The organism is Pseudomonas sp. dw_612 (assembly GCF_018449725.1).
Taxonomy (GTDB): Bacteria; Pseudomonadota; Gammaproteobacteria; order Pseudomonadales; family Pseudomonadaceae; genus Aquipseudomonas.
Genome location: NZ_JAAVVC010000007.1, coordinates 191,494 through 207,887 on the forward strand (window position 1 = coordinate 191,494; position 16,394 = coordinate 207,887).

Annotated in this window: 14 protein-coding genes; 6 read left to right on the forward strand and 8 right to left on the reverse strand. The window is 61.2% G+C overall.

The window, feature by feature from the left end:
* The 3 genes from HB680_RS13765 to tssB all read right to left on the reverse strand — a co-directional run bounded on the left by HB680_RS13765 (position 1) and on the right by tssB (position 2,634).
* Entirely contained in the window at positions 1 to 498 is a 498-nt protein-coding gene (locus tag HB680_RS13765) for an Hcp family type VI secretion system effector (protein ID WP_008149831.1), read from the reverse strand.
* A gap of 77 nt (positions 499 to 575) precedes the next feature.
* Entirely contained in the window at positions 576 to 2,057 is a 1,482-nt protein-coding gene (tssC, locus tag HB680_RS13770; RefSeq protein WP_213939172.1) for a type VI secretion system contractile sheath large subunit, read from the reverse strand.
* 28 nt (positions 2,058 to 2,085) lie between these two features.
* Positions 2,086 to 2,634 (reverse strand): type VI secretion system contractile sheath small subunit, encoded by a 549-nt coding sequence (gene tssB, locus HB680_RS13775; protein ID WP_213939173.1) that lies wholly within the window; start codon positions 2,632 to 2,634, stop codon positions 2,086 to 2,088.
* A 226-nt stretch (positions 2,635 to 2,860) separates the two neighbouring features.
* Here tssB and HB680_RS13780 point away from each other — a divergent pair, with 226 nt between their 5' ends.
* The 5 genes from HB680_RS13780 to tssA are packed head-to-tail and all read left to right on the forward strand — an operon-like array spanning position 2,861 to position 10,378.
* Positions 2,861 to 3,310 carry a type VI secretion protein gene (locus tag HB680_RS13780; RefSeq protein ID WP_213939174.1) on the forward strand — a complete coding sequence of 150 codons (450 nt, stop codon included), beginning with the start codon at positions 2,861 to 2,863 and terminating at the stop codon, positions 3,308 to 3,310.
* 56 nt (positions 3,311 to 3,366) lie between these two features.
* Positions 3,367 to 4,698 (forward strand): type VI secretion system baseplate subunit TssK, encoded by a 1,332-nt coding sequence (gene tssK, locus HB680_RS13785; RefSeq protein ID WP_213939175.1) that lies wholly within the window; start codon positions 3,367 to 3,369, stop codon positions 4,696 to 4,698.
* Positions 4,699 to 4,716: 18 nt separating this feature from the next.
* Positions 4,717 to 5,484: a DotU/TssL family secretion system protein gene (locus tag HB680_RS13790; protein WP_213939176.1), complete on the forward strand. Its 768-nt coding sequence runs from the start codon at positions 4,717 to 4,719 to the stop codon at positions 5,482 to 5,484.
* Positions 5,481 to 9,302, forward strand: coding sequence for a type VI secretion protein IcmF/TssM N-terminal domain-containing protein (locus HB680_RS13795; protein WP_213939177.1), 3,822 nt, complete (start codon positions 5,481 to 5,483; stop codon positions 9,300 to 9,302). Before HB680_RS13790 ends, HB680_RS13795 begins: the two co-directional genes overlap by 4 nt.
* Positions 9,299 to 10,378 (forward strand): type VI secretion system protein TssA, encoded by a 1,080-nt coding sequence (gene tssA / locus HB680_RS13800; RefSeq protein WP_213939178.1) that lies wholly within the window; start codon positions 9,299 to 9,301, stop codon positions 10,376 to 10,378. Before HB680_RS13795 ends, tssA begins: the two co-directional genes overlap by 4 nt.
* Positions 10,379 to 10,651: 273 nt before the next feature.
* Here the strand turns inward: tssA and HB680_RS13805 are convergent, their stop codons facing one another.
* From HB680_RS13805 to HB680_RS13825, 5 genes are all read right to left on the reverse strand, one after another.
* Positions 10,652 to 11,617, reverse strand: a complete 966-nt coding sequence (locus HB680_RS13805; RefSeq protein ID WP_213939179.1) for a 2-hydroxyacid dehydrogenase — start codon at positions 11,615 to 11,617, stop codon at positions 10,652 to 10,654.
* Positions 11,618 to 11,757: 140 nt separating this feature from the next.
* Entirely contained in the window at positions 11,758 to 12,282 is a 525-nt protein-coding gene (locus HB680_RS13810) for a cysteine hydrolase family protein (protein ID WP_213939180.1), read from the reverse strand.
* Positions 12,283 to 12,460: 178 nt separating this feature from the next.
* Positions 12,461 to 13,078 (reverse strand): TetR/AcrR family transcriptional regulator, encoded by a 618-nt coding sequence (locus tag HB680_RS13815; protein ID WP_213939181.1) that lies wholly within the window; start codon positions 13,076 to 13,078, stop codon positions 12,461 to 12,463.
* Positions 13,079 to 13,158: 80 nt separating this feature from the next.
* Entirely contained in the window at positions 13,159 to 14,079 is a 921-nt protein-coding gene (locus HB680_RS13820) for a DMT family transporter (RefSeq protein WP_213939182.1), read from the reverse strand.
* A 37-nt stretch (positions 14,080 to 14,116) separates the two neighbouring features.
* Positions 14,117 to 14,500, reverse strand: coding sequence for a tautomerase family protein (locus HB680_RS13825; protein ID WP_213939183.1), 384 nt, complete (start codon positions 14,498 to 14,500; stop codon positions 14,117 to 14,119).
* Positions 14,501 to 14,893: 393 nt separating this feature from the next.
* On the opposite strand from HB680_RS13825, the gene HB680_RS13830 reads away from it, so the two are divergent.
* Entirely contained in the window at positions 14,894 to 16,174 is a 1,281-nt protein-coding gene (locus HB680_RS13830; protein WP_213939184.1) for an HAAAP family serine/threonine permease, read from the forward strand.
* The last annotated feature ends 220 nt before the right edge of the window (positions 16,175 to 16,394 follow it).

Sequence of the window (16,394 nt, forward strand, 5' to 3'; positions counted from 1 at the left end):
TTACTTGACGAGCTTGTTGGCGGCCATGTCCCAGGTCGAGGCGGCCGTGCCTTCCTTGGTGCCATCGTCTTTCTGGGCGGTGAGTTCCCATTTGATCTTGGTGAAGTTCAGGGAAATGGTTTCCACCGGTTTGCCACCCGTGCCGCCACTGACGCTGACGTTCGACAGCACCACGTTGGTCAGGGTGTAGATGATGAACGGCATCAACTGCCCGCTGCCTTCGGCGGCGTTACGGCCGATGGTGATCTTGGCTTCGGGGATCGGTTTGCCGGCGCAGCAATATTCATTGAGGGACGGTGTGGAGCTGTCGACGAACTTGGTCAGGGTGAATTCGCCGATATGCGGTTTGCCGGATGTCCGCTCCGAGTTGCTGACGTCGTTGGTGACCTGCATCGCCACGTTGTGGCTGTAGGACATGACTTCGATTTTGTCCGCGTAGCCCTCGAGCAGGCTGTCACCTTTGATGTCACCGCCGAGGTCGAGAATAATTGCATCCATCGCATGAAACTCCTGAAGGTTATCGCGCTAGATAAAAGGAGAACTCCCGCCGGCCGGGCCGGCGGGAGTGAAGCAGGTCAGGCTGCAACCGGTGGCGGCAGTGTGGCGACCAGGCGGATCGATGCGGTCAGCTCTTCGAGCTGGAAGTGCGGCCGCAGGAACACCGTGGCCTTGTAGGCACCGGGTTTGCCGGCGACTTCGGTCACGTCCACCCGAGCTTCACGCAACGGGTACTGCGCCTTGATCTCTTGCGGCGCGTTGTCGTTGATCAGCACGTAGTCGGCGATCCAGTTATTGAGGTAGGTCTGCACGTTGTCGCGGGTCATGAAACTGCCGACCTTGTCGCGCATGATCACCTTCAGGTAGTGCGCAAAACGCGAGGCCGCGAGCACGTACGGCAACATCGCCGAAATCCGCGCGTTGGCGTTGGCCTCGTTGGTGTTGTAGAGCTTGGACTTGTTGGTGGTCTGGCCACCGAAGAACACCGCCACGTCGCTGTTTTTCTTGTGGCACAGGGCGATGAAGCCGAGGTCGTTGAGCTCTTTTTCCCGGCGGTCGGTGATCGCCACTTCGGTCGGGCATTTGAGCGACAGGTCGCCGGAACTGGTGCGGAAGGTATGCGCCGGCAGGCCTTCGACCGCGCCACCGCCTTCCGCCCCACGAATCGCCGCGCACCAGCCGTACTTGGCGAAGGCTTCGGTGATGCGTTGCGACAAGGCCCAGGCCGCGTTGCCCCACAGGTATTTGCCGTGGTCGGTGCCGTTGACGTCTTCCACGTAGTTGATGCCTTCCACCGGCGAGGTTTCCGGGCCGTAGGGCAGGCGCAGCAGGAAGTGCGGCAGCACCAGCGACACGTAGCGCGAGTCTTCGCTTTCGCGGAAGGAGCGCCATTTGATCAGCTCCTGGCTCTCGAAGACTTTCGACAAATCACGGGGCACGGCCAGTTCGGTGAAGCTGTTCATGTCGAACAACCGTGGGCTGGCGGCGGCAATGAATGGCGCGTGGGCCGCGGCGGCGACGTTCGACAGTTTCTCCAGCAGGCCGATGTCCTGCGGGTGCCGGCCGAAGGTGTAGTCACCCACCAGCAGGCTGAACGGGTGGCCGCCGAAGGTGCCGTATTCTTCTTCGTAGATTTTCTTGAACAACGCGCTCTGGTCGAACTCGACGGCTTTCTCCAGGTCGTTTTGCAGCTCTTTCTGGGTCACGTTGAGCAGGCGCAGTTTCAGCCGGGAGCTGGTCTCGGTGTTCTGTACCAGCAGGTGCAAGCCACGCCAGGACGCTTCGAGTTTCTGCATGTCGGGGTGGTGCAGGACTTCGTTGAGTTGCGCGCTGATCAGCTCGTCGATCTGGCTGATACGGTCGTTGATCATCGCCACGGTGTCCTTGTCGATGGCCATGCCTTCGTCGAGTACCTGGGTGGCGAACTCCGCGAGCATGTCGCGGGCATAGTCCTGCTGGCTGTCGTCATGGGCCATGCGGCCTTCGGCGATGATCCGGTCTAGCAGGGACAGGCTTTCTGTGGTGCTTTCACTGGTTTTGGCGGCGGCTGATGCGGGCATGGCGACTTCTCCCTAAGTGAATGAGTGATCAGGCTTGCGGTTCGGCCGGCGCTTCAGTGTCGCCTTCGGCGGCAGGCGCAGCGGTGTCCGGACGCGCAGACTTGATCTCTTGCAGGCCCTCGGTGTTGGCGATGACATCGCGCAACAACTTGTCCAGATCATCGTTGCCGTCGAGCTTGGTCAGCAGATCGCGCAGACGCTGACGCGCTTCGAACAGACGACGCAGCGGCGTGACTTGCTCGACCACTTTCACCGGATCGAAGTCATCGATGTGCTTGAAGTTGAGTTCGATGTTGAGCTTGCTGTCATCGCCGGTGAGGGTGTTGGTGACCTGCAAGGTGGCACGGGGAGCAATCGAGGCCAGCACCTCGTTGAAGTTGTCGCGGTCGATTTCGGTGAAGCGCCGTTCGACCAGTTTGGGGAGAGCGTTGAGAGGCTTGCCGGAAAGGTCGGCGAGAATGCCCACGACCAGCGGCAATTCTTTTTTCTCGATGGCGTTGCCGATTTCGACGTCGTAGGTGATTTGCACCCTCGGTGGGCGGACCCTGTCGAGTTTGTGCTGAGTACTTTCTGCCATGTTGGATGACTCCGATGCATGAGCGGGCGCAATGCATCGGGAGGCCCGTTCATCGCTTTCCCTTGCTGGACCGTAGGTTAGAAAGGGTGGCAGATGGACCTGTCGTTCCTTTGACAAACCTTCCTCGTTCGCCGTGAGGGCCGAACTACCCAAGACGCTAGAACAGGTCTATAAAAAAGCAAGGGAAAACCTTTTTATGACTGTCATGAGAAAAGGAAAATTCATTTTGTTTTCACGTTTTTTTGCCTGCTGCGTGTTTTTGACCTTCGCCGGGTGTTCGCTTTTCGGGCCACGGGTGGACCTCGATAACCTGACCCTGGACGTCGCGCCAAGGGCCAACGACGACACACCGATTGCCGTGGATTTCATCGCCGTGAACGACCCGGACCTGCTCAAGCAACTGTCGGGCATTACCGCCCGCCAGTGGTTCACCGAGCGTGAGCAGTACCAGCGCGACTACCGGCAACTGATGACGGTCTGGGGCCTGGAGCTGGTGCCGGGGCAATTCATCGACAAACAACCCTTCCCGCTGGGGGGCAAGCGGGCGGCTGGACTTTTGGTCTTCGCCAGCTATAACACTCCCGGAGCCCACCGGTTGCGGCTGGATGACCAGAGCAATGCCTGGCTCAAGTTCGACAGTCGCGAGATGACGCTGGTGGGCGACAGCCCGAACTGAACACCTTGCAAGAACACCGCGCTGCGCGGCGAAACCATGACCTCGAAAGGAATCGTATGAGCCTGTTACCTGATGCGGTTTGCTGGCACGAGGGCATGCAGTTGTTGCCCCAGCATTTTCAGTTGCAAGGACTGCGGGCCGAGGCGCTGGTGGCGCACTTTGCCCAAGCGTGTAATCCGTGGTTCTGGGGCGTCAACCGCATCGAGGTCGACCCCGGCGCACTCAGTGCCGGGCTGGTGCGGCTGGTCAATCTGCAAGCGACGATGCCCGACGGATTGCCGGTGAATCTGCTGGCCGGGGTCGGACCGACGCTGGAACTCGACGTCGGCGAAGCGATCAACGCCACCGAAGATGCGACGGTCACGGTGTACCTGGCGGTCAGCCCGTTATGGCGCGCCGGGCAGTTGTTGCCGCTCAAGGGTCGGTTGCAATCGGTGGTCGGCGATGCGTTGCCGGATTTGACCAGCGGCGAGTACCCCGAATCGATCACCGTGTGGCGACCGAATCCACGCTTGTGCACGCAACTGAACAAGGCCGATTCCATCTGCCTGCCGCTGCTGAAAATCCGCAAGGAGGGCGGCGGGTTCATCCCGTTGCCTTACACGCCGCCCACTCCCATCCTGTTGCCGGAATCCGTGATTGGCCGGCGAGTTGCCGGTTTGTGCGCCCGGGCCCGGGAAAAATGCATGTTCCTCGGCGGCCGTTTGCGTCAGGCGCAGCAGGCCGGCAATCAGGACGACGTACTGGAAATTCGTCGCCAGTTGACCGCGCTGTGGGCTCGCCTGCCGGAAGTCGAAGGTGCGTTGGGCAGCCGCCAGGCCAACCCGCAAACCCTGTATGGCGGGTTGCTCGGGCTGACCGGTGCCTGGTCGGCGCTGGACCCGTTGGCCGGTGTCCCGCCGTTCGCCCCGCTGGATTTTCTCGAGCTGCAACGCGGCTACGAAGCCGTCCTCGACTGGCTGGAGAAAACCCTCGAATTGATCCGCGCCGGCTATCGCAGCCTGCCATTCGCCCGCAGCGAACAGAGCTTCTCGATCCAGTTGCCCGACGATCAGCCGAGTCAGCGACTGGTAATCGGTTTGCGCATGCCCAACGGCGTCGGCGAGCAGGCGGCCAGCGAATGGCTGAGTGGCGCGATCATCGCTTCGCAGCCGCACATCGCGATGCTCAGCCGCCAGCGCATGAGCGGTTTGTCGCATCAGGCCATGAGTCGCAATGAGCAAGTGGCCTATAGCGTCGGCGACGATACGCGGTTGTTTGTGGTGACGGCCGAAGGCCAATGGTTCGACGGGCAGTTGCCGTTGCTGATTGCCGCGCCGGCCTCGAAACCGGCGAGCAGTCCATGGCAAGTGGTGTTGTTTGTGGCCCAGGCCAGTGAAAGTGCTTGATCAAGGAAGGGGCGTCGTATGTCTGAAGGGAATGCCGGGGCGGGTACACGGGGCCTCCACGAAGCACCGCTGAGCAGCGCCTTTCGCCAGGCCTGGTTGCAATGGTCCGAGGAATGGAACCAGTTGCCCAAGGACTCTGATGACGCGGCGCTGGTCGAGGCCGTGGTCGACTTGTCCACGCAGATTTCCCAGCGCCTGTGGCGCACCGCGTTCGCCCGGGTCGGCGATGCGGCGACCGAGCAGGTCAAGGCGCTGGTCTATGCCTTTGTCGCGCTGATCGATGAAACCCTGCTGTTCACCCCGTGGCCTGGACAATCCGCCTGGCAGGACAAACCTTTGGAGTCGCGGATGTACGCGAGCCGTCAGGCCGGTGAACGATTGCCATCGGCGATCAAAGAGCTGCTGGACCAACAGATTCCCACCACCCGCGATCTGGCCAATGTCTATTTGCAGTGCCTGGTGCTCGGATTTCAAGGACGGCTGCGAGGCGAACACAGTCAGGTCCCGCATGAGAAATTGCGCCTGGCATTGTTCACGTTTGCCTGGCAGCACGAGCCGGATTATGCCGACGTCAGCACCCGGCTCGCACAGCCCGCGACGGTGCCGCCGGTGCAGTTGCCGGTGCGTCTGTCGTTGCCCGATGGCTTTCGCCTCGGCCTGGGGATTGTCGCCATGATGCTGTTGCTGACCGGGCTGGGGCAGTTGTTCTGGCGCGATATCCGCCTGGAACTGGAACCGGTGTTGCAGATGACCGATTCGGTCGCCGTGTCGGAGCAAGACTCATGAGCACCCTGCAGATGGTCGGTCTGGTCATTGCACTGCTGTTGTTGCTGGTGCTGATCGTCGTGGCGCTCTGGTGGTTGCGCACCCAGAGCGGCGCGGCGATCCGCAGTTTTTACGCGGCTGTGCGCCATATGGAGCAGGAGCAGGGCGCTCAGGATCGCTATCAGATTCCCTGGTTGATGATGCTCGGCAACGAAACCCAGGGCACGCAACTGTGCAGCCAATGGCGCCTGCAACCGACCGACAAACCGGCCTGGTTCGGGCGCTGGTGGTCAGACCCCGAAGGCGCGGTGCTGGTGGTGCCGCAAGCGTTGTTCCTGCCCGAAGAAGGCATGAACCTGCAACGGGGCGGCTGGTGGCGCTTGCTCGGCTTAATCCTGCGCTTGCGCAGCAAACGGCCGCTGGACGGGGTGATCTGGACCGTGCCGGTCAGTCGCCTGGGCAATGTCGAACAAGCGGCGAACCTCGGGCTGGCGGCGCGTCGGCGCTTTATCGACTTGCTGCAACGCTTCGGCCTGAGCCTGCCGGTGTACGTGGTGATCACCGGCATGGAAGAACTGCCGGGCTTTCAGGAACTGATCAGTGCGTTGCCGGAAGAAAGTCGCGAGCGGGCGCTGGGCTGGTCTTCGCCCCACGGCCCCGACACGATGTGGCAATCCCAATGGAGCGATCAGGCGCTGGATCAGGTCAACCGGGCCCTGGCGGAATCGATCATCGAACTCGGCGCGTTGTCCGGCCATTTGAGTGGCGAATTGTATGGATTGCCGGAACGCCTGGAAGCCTTGCGCCGCAATCTGCAAACCCTGCTGGAACCGGTGTTCCAGGGCAATGCACAGGGCGAGGCGCCACGTTTTCGCGGGGTGTATTTCACTGCCAACCAGCCCTCGGAGGATGCGCTCGACGGGTTTTCCGCCAATGACAGTGACCTGCAGCAAAGTGTGTTCGCTCGCCAGTTGTGGCAACGGCGGGTGGTGGCCGAGCGGGGGCTGGCCCAAGTGGTGCCGCGCCTGTTGCGTATGCGTCAGCGCTGGCAACGCTTGACCGGGGCGATTGCGCTGGTGGTCGGGGTGATCTGGATCGCCGGCATGCTCTGGGTCTGGCAGGACTCGGTCAAAGATGCCCATGAACTGTCGCGCCTGCTGCAAGGCGCACAAAAGAACTACGTGGCGGTCACCGATGAATCCCATCGACTGGATGCCACCCGACGTAACGTCCAGGGTTTCTGGCGGGTCCTGGAAAAGGCACCGCGCTGGACCTTCACCTCCCTGGCGTTTCCTACGTCCTGGTTCTCGTCCCTGGACGTGCAACTCGAGAATGAATTGCGCACCACCGCCCACAGCCATTTGCTCGAGCCGTTGCACGAGCTGTTGAACGCGGAGCTGGTGCAACTCAAGGCCATCCGCAACACCGAGCGCCGGGGCAATGTGGAAAGCGAAGACCCGGCGCAATGGCAAAACTACGTCAAGGCCAAGGATCTGGTGGCGCGCGCGGTGCGTCTGGAGCAACAGAATCAATGGTTCAATCAGGCCTTGAACAACCCCAAGGCGCCCCTCGAAGACCTGGTGTCGCTGAGCAACAACGCGTTGTCCCTGAACCTCAATCTCGGCACGTTACGCCGTGCCGCGTTTTACAATCGGGTACTGCTGGATACCGATGACGGCAACCTTAAACCGCTGGACCTGACCCTGGAGCGCCCGGCGATCACGGAGAACTTTTCCGGGTTGATGGAGCGCTGGCTGGACCAGTATTTCCTCGCTGACAACTTCGTGCGCCAGGCCGGTTATCTCAGGTTGCATCTGGAGCGGCTGGAGGCGGGCGGCGGCAATACCCTGACCGAACTTGAGGACCTGCGTGCGTTGATCGACGACCTGCAAGGGTTGATCGGCCTGACCAACTCGGCGTGGAGTCGCGGCAAGGGCCAGGACCTGGTGCCCGGTTATCGCGAGATGATGGACAAGGTGCGCCAGAGTGTCGTGCTTGGCCCGCAGGTCGAACAGCAACTGGATCAACAAGCCTCGAAGCTGCAGCAGAGTTTTCGCGATCAATGGATTGCCCAGGCCGGTTCCAGGGGTAACTTGCTGGTGCAACAAGGCAGCGGGCAGTTGGTGTTGCAGGAGCACGTCAGCCAGTTGAATAACGCGGTGCAGGCGTTGTTCAAACGGGACTTCGTGGCGATCGCCTTGCGTGCGGATCAGGACGGCGCCGATGTCCAGGGGCAGAACGTCGATGGCGATGACCTCAACGGCGCGCTGAATTATTTCGCCAGTTACAAGAGTTACGCCGCCGAAGAACTGCCGCGAATTCCGCCGGCTTATCGCGGCGCCGTGCTGGCCGCCGCCGAAAGCGCGGTGGCCAAGGCCATGTGGCTGAGCCTCAAGGACCACGACGACCAATCCCACGCTTACGGGGTGTTCAACGTGCAGGCGCCGCAAGCGGTGGCGTTGCAGAAAGCCTTTATCGATTTGCGCCGCAGCGATCTGGCGACGCGCCTGCAAAGTGCCTTGAACCGGCGGGCCCTGGATCAGGTGGTCGGTGGCCTCGGTGAAATCACCGCACAACCGCTGTTCAGCGGGCGTACCGAAATCAGCCAGTGGGATGGTTCGAAAAACCTCGGCCTGCAACTGTATGGCGCCAGTGATGTGCAGGATTTGAAACTGAGCCTCAAGCAACAATTCAACACCATGCTCGGCATCACCGAACGGCGCACCTCGGCGCTGGAATGGTTGAAAACCCAGCAGCAGAATCTCTCGGCGCTGGACTATGAGCGCGTGACGCAATTCAGCGCGCTCAACGACGAATTGCTCAAATACAAGGAGGCGAACCCCGCCAGTTCGCCGGCGCAGATCGAGCAGTTGGTGAGCCGCGACTTTATCGAAATGGACACCACGTCCTGCGGCCAGATCCTGCAAACCGCCAGCCTGTCTGGCGGGCGCGGCACGCTGGCCATGCGTGCGCTGGAACTGCAGCAAACCGCCATGCAGCGTTGCCAGCTCCTGCAACAGCAACAGGCCTCGGCGGCGTGGAATGACCTGGCCAACTACTTCAATCAATACCTGGCCGAGCGTTTTCCGTTTGCCAATGGCGTGCAGGCGACCGACGCCGACCCGGCGCGAGTCCAGCATTTTCTTGAGCTGATCGACAAGCGCCTGCCGGTGGCCCAGGCCGGTCTGGTCCTGAGCCAGACCCCCGAGCGCTTGGCTGCCGAAGACTTTCTCAACCGTTTGAAACAGGCCAGTACCTGGCTGACGCCGATGTTTGTGCGGGACAAGAGCGGCATCCTCGGGGTGGAACTGGACGTGCGCTGGCGCACCGATCGCGAGGAAGAACGGGGGGCCGATCAAGTGATCGCCTGGGGCCTGAATGCCGGTAATCAGCAGATCAGCTACCCCGGCGAAGCTCAGCCGAACCTGCGCTGGATGGTCGGGCAACCGGTGCGCCTGACACTGCGTTGGGCGCGCAATGGCTCCCAGCGTCCGGCCAACGATCAGTTGCAACCGAACCTGGTGGTGCGTGATCTGGAGGCCGGTTGGGAATACGGCGGGCCTTGGTCGTTGCTGCGCTTGATGCGTTCACATCAGTCGGTGCAGCGCCAGCCGAACATGGATTTCACGGACTTTCCGCTGACCCTGCGCCTGCCGGTCACGGCGCAATCGAGCACGGCTGAGCAGACGCTGATGTTTGTACGTCTGTCATTGATGAGCCAGGGCTCGAAGCTGCCGCTGTCCATTCAGCCGCTGCCGACCCGGGCTCCGCGCTCGCCTTTCATGCAAACCCGAGCGACCGCGTCTACCACCGCCATGACTCAGGAGGAGGGCCTTTGAATATGCCATCAACACCGTTGCCGGAACTGATTGACCGCTTGCTGGAGCCGATCAGCAGCGAGGCGCCCTGTGGCCAGGATTTGCGTTATGAACGTGAATTCGACCAGGCCCGGGAGCTGCGCCGGGAGGACGATACGAGTCTGCCGACAGGGGTTTGGCAGTCGTCGATCAAACGCGCGCAATGGCCGGAGCTGGAAAAACTCACCACCGGCCTGCTGTTGGAGCGCAGCAAAGACTTGATGCTCAGTGCCTGGCTCGGTGAGGCGTGGTTGCATCAGGACGGGCTCGAAGGGTTGCCGGGCAGTCTGGCGCTGATCGCCGGGTTGTGCGAGCGCTATCCCGAACAGCTTCACCCGCAAGCGGAGGACGGTGATCAGTCATGGCGGGTGATTCCGCTCGAATGGCTGGCCCGGCGCTATACCGAAGTTCTGCTCACACGGGTGCCGTTGCTCGATCCGCGTAATGGTGAATTCGATGGTCTGTGCCTGGACGCCTGGCGGCGTTTGCAAGTGCAGCAGGTGCAGACCAATGACAGCAAGGTCGCGAAAACCTCGGCGGAAAATGCGCGCAGCGAACAGAAGAAAATCACCGAGCAGATTCGCGCCACGCCGTTGTCGTTCTGGTTGCACAGTCAGGGCAGCTTGTTGTTGAGCCTGCAGCATTTGCAACGGCTGGAAGCCTGGAGCGACGCCTACCTCGGCAGTCAGGCCCCGGGCTTCAAAGGCTTGCAGGATGTCATCACGGCGTTATTGACGCTGGTTCAGGAGTTCATCGCCATGCACCCACGCCAGTCCACCGAGGTTCCTGTTGAAGCCGCGCCGGTGGTGGCGTCTGGTCCTGCCGATGTCGTTGCGGCGCCTCAGGTGTTTCGCGAGCCCGCGAGTCGTGAAGAGGCGTATCGGCAATTGCTGTTGATCGCCGAATACCTGGCCCGCACCGAACCCCATAGCCCGGTGCCGTACTTGATCCGGCGCGGGGTGGAGTGGGGTAATAAGCCGTTGAGTGAATTGTTGGGTGAGTTGATCTCGGCGGATGCTGAATCGCGGCGGCTTTGGACGTTACTCGGCGTTCTCTAAGCCATCGCCGAACAACTGTGGGAGCGGGCTTGCTCGCGAAGAGACCGTTACATTCAACATCATTGTTGACTGTCAGACCGCTTTCGCGAGCAAGCCCGCTCCCACATTTTTTTCTGTGGTGATTCGGGAATCTGTGTTTGCCACATTCCCCCTGTGGGAGCGAGCTTGCTCGCGATGAGGGCCTGTCAGCCGACATGTGTATCGACTGATGCGCCGCCATCGCGAGCAAGCTCGCTCCCACAGGGGGTTTCTGCCTGGCCGCAAAGCCAGGTTTCAAACCATCCGGGTAACCACGGAGGTCGGCAGGCTAACCGGCGTCAGCACCGGTCGGCCGGCAAAGAATGCCACCAGGTTTTTGCCCACCAGTTCCACGGTGCCTTGGGTCGCTTCCGGGGACAGGCCGGCGACATGGGGCGTCAGGATTACGTTGGTCAAGGCCTTGAGGGCGTCGGGCACTTTGGGTTCGTGGTCGAACACATCCAGCGCGGCACCGCCAATCCGCCGTTGTTCCAGCGCACTGATCAGGTCCGCGGTGACCACGACGCTGGCCCGCGCTATGTTGACCAGAAAGCCGTTGGGGCCCAGTGCGTCGAGCACCTGGCGGTTGATCAGGTGTTGCGTGCCCACACCGCCCGGCGTGGCAACGATCAGGAAGTCCGACGCCCGGGCCAGTTCCGTGGGCGTCGAGCAATAGTGGTAGGGCGTGTCGCTGCGGTGCTGGCGATTGTGATAACTCACGCTCATGTCGAAACCGTTGGCCGCTCGCTTGGCGATGGCCATGCCGACCGCCCCGAGTCCGAGAATACCCAGGCGTTTGCCGGCCAGGGACGGGCGCATGATCTTCGGCCATTCGCCACGGCGCACGGCGGCATCGGCCCGGGGAATGTCGCGCACCAGCGACAACAACAACGCCATCGCGTGATCCGCCACCGACGAGGCGTTGACCCCGGCGCCGTTGGTCACGGTGATGCCGCGATCGCTGGCCGCTTGAAGGTCGACGTGTTCGTACCCGGCGCCAATCACGCAGATGATTTTCAGGGCGGGCAGGTCGGCGATTTCTTCAGCGTACAAACCCAGTGGGCCGCGGGTCAGCACGGCATCGATGCGCGAACCGTGGGACGCAATGGCTTGGGCGCGCTCGGCAGGCGTCGGCGCCAGAATCAGGTGAAAGCCCTGATGTTCGAGAATCGGCAAGTAATCATTGATGGTTTCAACCAATACCAGGACGGTTGCAGTCATGCTGGGCTCCTGTGGGCATCGAAATGTCGGGGGCTCGAAAGTCGTTTCAGATTGCTGATTCCAGAGCGGTTTGGCAATCGCCAAAAACCGCAGGCTTCACACAGTGTAGGAGCTGACGAAGCCTGCGATCTTTCAGCGCGCTAGAAAATGACGTCTACGGCATTCAAGACCTTGGCGAATGCACCGTTCAAAGTCGCGTTATGGTGCTCGATGATCGCCCGGGCCGGCAGGACTGGCGTGTCCATGCAGGTGTGGGCATCAGCCACCAGCACCGGTTTGAACCCCAGATCGGCTGCCGCCCGGCAGGTACTGTCGATGCAGTACTGGGTTTTCATGCCGACGATGAACAGGTCGTCGATCCCGCCGGCCCGCAGTTGCTCCGCCAGTGCCGTCCCGTAAAAGGCATTGGGTTTGTGCTTGTCGAACAGGTTGTCGCTGCTGGCATCCAGCGCCAGAGCGGGGAGCAACTGCCAAAAGGCACTGCCGGCCTCAATGGGTGAACCTTGAGGCCCGGTATGGCGGACCGCAAAAATCGGTACGTGGCGTTCCCGCGCACGGCGAATGAGCTGCTGGATGTTGGCCAGTATTCGCTCGTCGTCGTGGGGCTGATCCGGGCCGTTGAACAGGCCGACCTGCATATCGATGATCAAAAGTGCCGATGACATAGGTGTTTCTCCGTGAAGTGCCGAACGGACGGGAGAAACAACAAGGCCCCGTCCATTGCTGGCGGGGCCTTGGGTTCACTGCGCTGGGTTTATCTCAACCAGCCACCCCACGACCCGCCAAAAGCGGTCGTGGTGGTCGTGCGGGTGAGGTTCAGCGCCGGAAAGTTCATGGGGCCGATCATGCTGTCGCGGCGTCGGGCTTGTCAACGCCGGTGTCCAGCGTCATAAACGCCCGCGCGGCATCAAGGATCTCCTCGGACAAGGCATCCCCACGGGTGGCGCGGGCCAGGGTCAGGGCGCCGACCATCAATGAATAATCCACCAGCGCCCGTTGTCGATTGGCTTCGGGCTGATCCGCGCCCATCAGCGGAGTGAGCATTTGCAGCAAGGCTTCCAGGCCCTGGGTGTAGGTCTGGTGCAAACCGCTTTCAGCCGTTTCGTGGCACATGTCGCCGGCAAACGCCGTCACCGGGCAGCTTTCCCCCGGATTGTCGCGATTGGCCACCGACAGGTAAGGCGCGATGATACTGTCGCGGGCGCAGAGGTGGTCGCTGCTGTCGTCGATTCTCTGCTTCCAGCGTTCCAGCGATTGGCTGAACGCCCGGCTGCAGGCTTCTTGCGCCAGGGCTTCCTTGGACTCGAAGTGCCCGTAGAACCCGCCGTGGGTCAGGCCGGCGGCGCCCATCACGTCGACGACGCTGATCCCGTGCAGACCGCGCTCGCGAAACAAACGCGTGGCGGCCTCGACGATGATTTCGCGGTTGAGTTCGGCTTGTTTGCGGGAGACTCGAGGCATGGTTAGCTCACATTCTTTAAACGTATTGATGACCGGCATCTTAGGCAACTGCCGGCGCCGTGTCTCCCTGACAGGGTGACTCAGGTGCTCGCTTTCGGCACGACCGTCGGCGGTGCCGTGGGGTTTTTCTTGCCCGATTGCAGCACGTAGACGCCGCCGAGAATCAGCAGCATCGCCAACAGGTCGAGGCTCTTGATCGGTTCGCCCACCAACAGGGTGCCAATCAATAGGGCCACCACCGGCGGAATGTAAGTCACGCCAGAAGCGGCGAGGGCGCCCAGGCGTTGCACGATGAAGTAATAAAGGATGTAGGCGATGCCGGTGCCGGCCAGGCCCAAACCGAGGATCACCCCCGTCAGCGCCACTGGATCGGCGCCGATCGCGCTCATGCCGTGCATGTCGGTAATCAGCGTGATCAACACCAGCGCCAGACCAATCTGATAGGTCGACAGCGCCAGCGGCGATAAGCCCAGGGGCGTGATGAAGCGCCGTGCATATACGAACGAGCAGCCGACGCTCAGCGAGCCGGCGATCATGTACAACACGCCGCTGACATCGACCCCCGCCGCCAGGCTGTTCCATGGCCGGGCGATCAGGATCACCCCGACAAACCCGAGAAAAATCCCGAAGGCTGTGCGCCGATTCAACGGTTCGGCCCGCAGGAACAGCCACGCCGTGACGAAGGAAAACAGCGGGATCGCGCCACTGAGCATCCCGGCCACGCTCGACAACAGCAGCGACGTGCCTTTGGCGAAGGCGTAGTAGTAAATCACCGTCGCCAGCAGCGCCATGACCAGAAAGTGATGACTATGGCGCAAGTGCGACCAACTGAGGCTGCGGCGCACCAGGGCAAAAATCAGGATCGGCAGGAAGCCGAACAACACCCGCAGGAAAACGATCTGAGTCGGGGTAATCCACGCGGCCGCCCACTTCATGAAGATGAAGTTGGTGCCCCAGATCAGGCCGAGCAATGCGAACGCGATATACGCGGCCTGTTTCATGACGGTACTCCCGGAGCGATGTGAAAAGTCAGACCGTTTAAACGGCGAACTGACCAATGCCATTGCCGAACGACCAGTTTTCGCGCTTGACCTCCACCAGGTTGATAAACACGTCTTCCAGACGTACGTCCAACTCGGTGTTGAGGCTCTCGGCGATGGTCTTGTAGAGCAGTTTTTTCTTCTCGGTGGTACGGCCTTCCATCAGCGTGATCTGGATGATCACCAATCCGTCCGTGCGGTTGATGCCCATGAAGGTCGGGTCGTAGATGAAGTGGTTTTCATCGTGTTCGGCGAGGATCTGGAAGTTGTCGTTCTCGGGAACATCGATAGCGCTGTGCATCGCCGCGTAAATCAGCTGGCCGACACGCTTGGCGAAAGTCGGGTCCTGGTGCTTTTTGATGTCGATGCGAACGAGTGGCATGGGAAGGCTCCGCGAGTGAGGCTGCCGGTCAGCAGGTGAGATCGAAAATACATGATGCCTGTCTTTTATTAAATAGATTTTTTGAAACATCTATTAGTTCCCGACGCAAGGAGGGTGTTTATCCATTGTGGGAGCGGGCTTGCTCGCGAAGGCGGCGTGTCAGTCGACATCACTGTTAACTGATCCACCGCTTTCGCGAGCAAGCCCGCTCCCACCGGGGGATCGAGCCTCTATCTTCATCTGATCCGCACAACCGCTCCTCAGCTAAGTCTTTGCTTCTGCTCATTAATCCCGGACAATCGCGCCCCTGTTTCGGCCAGGGCGCTGCCTGTCGGGTTTTTCCGACTCGTCCTGACCGGGTAGCAACTGACCGGAATGCGGAGATCCCACCGGATGAATGATCAGGCCAATAGCGTCGACGAACGCTATGTAGCGGCGAAACCAGTAGTCCTTGAAAGCTGGAATCGCCAAGACACCACCTGGATGCTGGGCCTGTTTGGCACGGCGATCGGGGCCGGTACCTTGTTTTTGCCGATCAACGCGGGCCTGGGCGGTTTCTGGCCGCTGCTGGTCCTGGCGGTGCTGGCGTTTCCCATGACGTTCTACGCGCACCGTGGCCTGACCCGTTTCGTGTTGTCCGGTCGCGAAGGCGCGGACATCACCGAAGTGGTGGAAGAACACTTCGGCATCAAGGCCGGTGCGCTGATCACCTTGCTGTACTTCTTCGCGATCTTCCCGATCCTGCTGATCTACAGCGTGGCGCTGACCAACACCGTTGGCAGCTTCCTCGAACATCAACTGCACATCATGCCGCCGCCCCGGGCGATTCTGTCGTTCGTGCTGATCCTCGGCCTGCTGGCGGTGGTGCGTTGCGGCGAGCAGGTGATCGTCAAGGCCATGAGCCTGATGGTGTACCCGTTTATCGTCGCGCTGCTGTTTTTGGCGGTGTTCCTGATTCCGCACTGGAACGGCGGCATCCTCAGTACCGCGTCCACGCTGCCTGAGCCGTCGGCGCTGCTGCACACGTTGTGGCTGGCGATTCCGGTGATGGTGTTCTCGTTCAACCACTCGCCGATCATCTCGGCGTTCGCGGTGGACCAGAAGCGTCGCTACGGCGAACACGCCGAGGAGCGCAGCTCGCAGATCCTGTCCCGCGCCCACGCGTTGATGGTGGTGATGGTGCTGTTTTTCGTGTTCAGTTGCGTGCTGACCTTGTCCCCGGCGCAACTGGCCGAAGCCAAGGCGCAGAACCTGTCGATCCTGTCGTACCTGGCCAACCACTTCAGCAACCCGACCATCGCTTTCGCCGCACCGTTGATTGCGTTCGTGGCAATTTCCAAGTCGTTCCTGGGCCACTACATCGGTGCCAGCGAAGGCTTGAAAGGCCTGATCGTCAAGAGCGGCAAGCGTCCGTCGCCCAAAGCCCTGAACCGCATGACCGCTGCGTTCATGCTGGTGGTGTGCTGGATCGTCGCGACCCTGAACCCGAGCATCCTCGGCATGATCGAAACCCTCGGTGGCCCGATCATCGCGGCGATCCTGTTCCTGATGCCGATGTACGCCATCCGCAAAGTACCGGCCATGGCGCGCTATCGCGGCCAGGCGTCTAACGTGTTTGTGACAGCGGTGGGCCTGGTGGCGATTTCGGCGTTGATTTACTCGCTGACGGCCTGACGCATTCCCCTGTGGGAGCGGGCTTGCTCGCGAAGGCGATGTGTCATTCAGCTGTGATGTTGACTGACACACCGCCTTCGCGAGCAAGCCCGCTCCCACAGGTGATCGTCATACAGGCATATAAAGCGCCGTTCCTTGCAAAAGGGCGGCGTTTTTTATGGCCTGCGCCATGACCCAGCGCACACGCCGAACCAGATAAACGGCTACCCTTGAACACCGT